The sequence below is a fragment of the Sulfobacillus sp. TH-112 genome (assembly GCF_057473405.1).
On the sequence record NZ_JBYCKN010000099.1, the window covers coordinates 1 to 4,755 of the forward strand.

7 protein-coding genes and 1 pseudogene are annotated in these 4,755 nt (G+C 53.8%); 7 read left to right on the forward strand and 1 reads right to left on the reverse strand.

Features of this window, described 5'->3' with window-relative positions:
• Both ACOJWD_RS06345 and ACOJWD_RS06350 read left to right on the forward strand, forming a co-directional pair.
• A partial coding sequence (locus ACOJWD_RS06345; RefSeq protein WP_486992382.1) for a hypothetical protein occupies window positions 1–324 on the forward strand: 324 nt, incomplete at its 5' end.
• 241 nt (window positions 325–565) lie between these two features.
• Window positions 566–805 (forward strand): hypothetical protein, encoded by a 240-nt coding sequence (locus tag ACOJWD_RS06350; RefSeq protein ID WP_486992383.1) that lies wholly within the window; start codon window positions 566–568, stop codon window positions 803–805.
• 11 nt (window positions 806–816) lie between these two features.
• On the opposite strand, the gene ACOJWD_RS06355 is transcribed toward ACOJWD_RS06350, so the two are convergent.
• Window positions 817–1,914 (reverse strand): helix-turn-helix transcriptional regulator, encoded by a 1,098-nt coding sequence (locus tag ACOJWD_RS06355; RefSeq protein ID WP_486992384.1) that lies wholly within the window; start codon window positions 1,912–1,914, stop codon window positions 817–819.
• Window positions 1,915–2,042: 128 nt separating this feature from the next.
• On the opposite strand from ACOJWD_RS06355, the gene ACOJWD_RS06360 reads away from it, so the two are divergent.
• The 5 genes and pseudogenes from ACOJWD_RS06360 to ACOJWD_RS06380 form a co-directional block, all read left to right on the forward strand.
• Window positions 2,043–2,219: a hypothetical protein gene (locus ACOJWD_RS06360; RefSeq protein WP_486992385.1), complete on the forward strand. Its 177-nt coding sequence runs from the start codon at window positions 2,043–2,045 to the stop codon at window positions 2,217–2,219.
• Between the two features lie 178 nt (window positions 2,220–2,397).
• Window positions 2,398–3,231, forward strand: coding sequence for a hypothetical protein (locus ACOJWD_RS06365; protein WP_486992386.1), 834 nt, complete (start codon window positions 2,398–2,400; stop codon window positions 3,229–3,231).
• A 125-nt stretch (window positions 3,232–3,356) separates the two neighbouring features.
• Window positions 3,357–3,542, forward strand: coding sequence for a hypothetical protein (locus ACOJWD_RS06370; protein ID WP_486992387.1), 186 nt, complete (start codon window positions 3,357–3,359; stop codon window positions 3,540–3,542).
• Between the two features lie 382 nt (window positions 3,543–3,924).
• Complete coding sequence (locus ACOJWD_RS06375) at window positions 3,925–4,107, forward strand: hypothetical protein (RefSeq protein WP_486992388.1); 183 nt, start codon at window positions 3,925–3,927, stop codon at window positions 4,105–4,107.
• Window positions 4,108–4,144: 37 nt separating this feature from the next.
• Window positions 4,145–4,342: pseudogene (locus ACOJWD_RS06380) on the forward strand (transposase domain-containing protein); the annotation flags it as partial.
• Between the last annotated feature and the right edge of the window lie 413 nt (window positions 4,343–4,755).

Here is a 4,755-nt window from a genome sequence, read left to right on the forward strand (position 1 = left end):
GCGTGGTTGCCAGTAACTTCCACGTGTCATAAGCAGGGACGTCGACGAGCCACGGCGAATATCACCGTATCGCTATCAGAAGAAAAGAAGCACTACAGCTTTCGTTCTTTTCTGTCGATCCGAAATCTGAATAGCTGGCGGGTGGCTTTTGTCATTACACTCGATTGGCGCGTGTTTATGAGTCGGGCTACCAAAGAGCGGTTAATGAGTCATTTAATGACGATCGTGCCTCTTTGGGAAATCTCCATCCTTCAACCGATCGTGATACAATTGAGTCAGGAAAACTGGGAGGAGGCGGCGTCGGATGATCAAATGGCTCGCTAATTTGATTCATCGGTCCAAGCCTGACGACGATCGGAGTGAGGTCAGTTCGGTGACGGTACGGCTATCCAGACCGGTGCCGCCGCCAAAACGGAAATGATTTTAACGCGACGGGATTGGGAACGGGCGATGAAAGAAAGTGCTCAGCGCGACGCGATCGACGGTCAATAGTCGACCATGAACGTATTCCCCCTTCTTCGGAGGGGGATTTTTATACGGTGTTCGTTCAAGGAGGTGTCTGGTTATGCCCTCACGACCCTATTTTCCGTTAACCGATAAACCGATGACGCGACGCGAAGCGGACGACTTGCTCAATTGCCTGGCGGCCCTGGTCGAGAGCTATCCGTCGGATAAAGTGTTGTTGACGGTCAATGTAGAAGTCCCCACGACGGCGGAGAATTCGCGTTCTAAGGCCTCGTCGAGCCAAGAGGCCCCGGAGCCGCCCAAGCGGAGCGGCCGAACGTCACGTAAGAAGTATACCTAGGAAAGGGTCTCTTATTCCGCTGTGGGGTTCCCTTGTGATAGCGACACCTCAAACCCGCGTGGGAGGGTCAGCGGGTGCCTCTGCACGACCGCCAATGCGGCGTCCAGACTGTTGCGCGCTACGCCCGAATCTATCCCGTAACTGCCGATAAACAGATCTTCTTGGACCGATAAATATTCTTGATGCCGTTGTTGATGCTGCCAATGATCTGCACAGGCTTGCAAAGCCTCGATACCCGCCGAACGATTCTTGGATCCTTGCAACAGTGCGCGCCCCCAATTTTGATGGGCGAGCCAATAGAACTCGTGTGCTAAGGATCGATAATACACGGAGGCACGAGTGGCTGTGCGTGCCGCCGTATCCCAATTCCCTAAACCCAAATGCGCGGCGCTCAGTCCGTGGAGTATTTTCGCATCGTTGATGCCATCGTCAGACCCCGTCATATCCTCCATCGTCTGCTGAAATGTCACGAAGGCTTCCCCGAATTGTTTCTGTCGCAGATACGCGGTGCCCATGCCAATCATCAACTCCGTTCGCACGCGCCGCGGTGGATTAAATGTCAACAAAATGCGGTTCATCATCAGAATGTCCTCATAGTGCTCGAGCTGACCGTTCACCTGTTGCAACAGCAATCCCAAGCGGAACACTTCATGATAGGCTTGGCGATTCACCTGATGGAAGAGCAGGGCAGAAAGGACCGCCACCCATTCTTGTTCGTGCCCCCATTGGCTCACAGTGACCGCCGTTACGATGCGCCTTCCTAAATCCATGGCGGATTCAATGCTCCCGGACTCTAACAAGGCCCATAGCGCCGTGAGCGCGGTCTGACTGGCATCATCATAGTGCTTCGCCAGCAACGCCAGGCGAATGTGTTTGACCGTCGATGGCGGGGCCATGGTCGCCTTTCCCGTGCTATCCCGAGCCGGATAAGCCCGCGGCAGGTTTAACCGTTCGGCTAGGCGTTCCCATAAATCGGGAAGCGGTTCATAGGTTCCCCGCTCAATCCGACTAATCGTGGAACGGTCGCAAATACCGCTCGCGAGCGCTTCCTGGGACAAATGCTGTTGTTGCCGCGCGGCTTTAATCGCACGACCCCGGGTTGTCTCCATAGTGCATGCCTCCACGGATCATGCACAAGTGTGCAGAGATTGCACACTGTGCATCGTTAAATTGGGATACCGTCAACTCAAGGATGGTCCAACAACCGTCGGTTCTTCAAATAATAGGAGGGATTTGTATGTGGCAGCGATGGTTCATTCTTGGGGCGCTGTGCTCCGTCTTGTTTTCGGGTATCGCGTTAGTGGGTGTGTCGGCCGTTCCGCTCGCGTCGGGCTCGCAGACGATAACCCCGATTTCGATAGCGCTCCCCCCGTCTACTGGGTTCGAAATTACCGACCCCGGCTTTGGAGGATAATCCGACATCCGAGCGCTGTAACCCCTGGTTTGTTACGTTCGACCATCCGATTTGAAGTCGCGGAAGCTCGTATTTGTGCCAATATTGTATAATCTCCGTCCGAACACGACCCAATGAAATGTTTGTACTGAATTTTCTAGATGATGACTGCTTCGCCATGAGAAAGGATGCGTGTTCTATGAAGTCAACCACCGCAATACGTCTTGCAGGAGCCCTTCTCGTGTTACCGTTGCTCGGGATGAGCACAAGTGCGTTTGCCGCGACACGGCCCACCACGATATCCCCCGTTCCCATGACGGCCTCCGCCACTCGCGTGGCTCCTCGTCATCCCTATCTTACGCAGCCTCATGCTCTTGCGACCACGGTGGGCCAGACCGCGTTGACGGCCAGTCAGCTATCACAGGCGGTGGCCGTGGCCAATGCCTCTGCGACCACAGCGAGCAACGGCGCCGTCACCGTGAGCGCTACCACGTTGGGAGACAATGGATTATCCACGGCACAAATCCAGTGGGTCGAATCGCAGATGACCTCTTTCGATGCGGAGGTGCAAGCGGGCACGGTGCCGGCGCCAGTCAGCAACGGCGTCATACCGGCAGGTTTGCTAGCAACACTCCCTGGGGCCCCATCCAATACAGACGGGGAGATAGTTGCTCCATTTAGCACAGGAAACATGGCATTCAGTTGGTACATCAGTAATAATCCATATTATTTAGGAGTTTCTAAATGGTATGGGACATTGTGGGTGATGAACAACACCGGAACAAATCTGGTCATACAAGCGCTGAATAAAGTCGCTGCAGGAGCCACATACACCGGAGCAGCGGCAGCAGCCCTTTCGTTTATTCCTGGTTCTACAGCCGTTAGTATATTATCTATACTGGTCGGATTTGCGAGTACGGGAACTGGTGCGCTGGTGAATTCCGTGAACACTAGCGGAGGAGATTTCGGAGTAAACTTTCCGTCCGTATTAGGCGTCGTTCCGGTCTGGCTCAACGCCAATGATCCCGATTAACGTCGATTGCAACGCGGGACTATAGACTCATACCGGCGTTCGTAGCGTTAGCATCCTGCTCATGCGAAGATCGTATGGGTACAAGTATGAAAATAGATGCCAGAGCATCCAAAGGAGTAATTATGGTGTGGGAAACAATCATTGAGGGCGCTATCATGGGATTTTGGCTCGGCCCCCATTTTTTTCGCCTCTATCGTCAGTCACACCGTACCTCTGACTTGATTCCGGCGATTGTCGCTGGGCTTACCAGCATCTTATTTTGGATTCGCCTCGGACATCTCCTAGGATTGTGGCCCTTTACTATCGGCTAGTACCTATCCTGATTTTTACAGCAGGATCTTATAGAGTGGATGCCGGATGCACCACTATCGAGATGCTCTACCCACCCCTTGAGAAGGCGCCGGTAGAGAATCGAGCATTTAGGTATGATCGCCGGATTGGTTGGCGCGATGGGCACTGGCGCAGCAGCACTGATTAATTCTGTCAATAACCACGGGGAACTTCGGCGTTAACTTTCCGTTGGCCGTTGGGGTAGTGCCGGTTTCCATCACAGCTAATGACCCCGACTAAATTCAAATAGGATACATTGACCCGGGCCAATAGAATTTGATGTCGATGACGCACTCGGGGAGAGGGATGCATTGTATATTCAGGGCAGGCCTCTCTCTTGCGTCGTAGAAAGGATGGGCGAGAATGTCTTGGTGGACCAGTATTGTGGGGAGCGTCGTTTTTGGGTTTCTCGCCATACGCTATTTATCGCGGCATCCCCATCGCTTTTGGTCGGTGACCACGGGAGTAGTGACGGGCCTAGCGAGTCTAACGAATTTGATTCGCCTCGGACATCTCCTGGGATGGTGGCCCTTTACGATTGACTAATAGCCATCTTTTTCGTTTATGCTCTATGAGGCATAAACGAAAAAATTGGCAATTCGCGAATACCCCGCGGGGCGCCAAAGCCAGTGCCATCGCCTATAGTATCGTGGAAACCGCCAAAGAGAATGGGCTGAATCCACGGGCTTATTTGCAGTACCTGTTTGAGAAGTTGCCTAACCGAGACCTCGACGATCCGGCGGTCTGGGACGACCTGGTGCCCTGGTCCTCGACCTTACCCAGCACCGTCAAAATGCCCATCCTGGTCTTGTGTCAAGTCCACGGACACTTGAAATTCGCGGCAATGTCAAACAAATGGAACGGATTCCATCCTTTGGGTACGGGCGGATTATCGCTGTCCGGGGGTCGCCCCGTCAAGGCTGCCCCTTGGGGGCGGCTGACGCCGGCCTTGACCGCGCCCCCCCGGGACATCAGAGCCTTTGGCTTGTCCCCAAGGATGGTGTGGGGTCTGTTCCGGCGGTCAACACCGCGTGCGGGGTGCGATAGTCCAGTGCACTGGGCACCCGTTGCCGGTTATACCAGATTTCAATGTACTCGTGTTAAGTCTTAACTTATATGTCCGCATTACCGGGGGGTTGTCTTAACTTAGGTGGCATCGCAATATTCCACAATATTTGAGTAATACGCCACTAA

Coding starts and splice junctions, on each gene's coding strand:
- ACOJWD_RS06365 (WP_486992386.1), top strand. CDS start 2,398: ATGAAGTCAACCACCGCAATACGTCTTGCAGGAGCCCTTCTCGTGTTA.
- ACOJWD_RS06360 (WP_486992385.1), top strand. CDS start 2,043: ATGTGGCAGCGATGGTTCATTCTTGGGGCGCTGTGCTCCGTCTTGTTT.
- ACOJWD_RS06350 (WP_486992383.1), top strand. CDS start 566: ATGCCCTCACGACCCTATTTTCCGTTAACCGATAAACCGATGACGCGA.
- ACOJWD_RS06355 (WP_486992384.1), bottom strand. CDS start 1,914: ATGGAGACAACCCGGGGTCGTGCGATTAAAGCCGCGCGGCAACAACAG.
- ACOJWD_RS06375 (WP_486992388.1), top strand. CDS start 3,925: ATGTCTTGGTGGACCAGTATTGTGGGGAGCGTCGTTTTTGGGTTTCTC.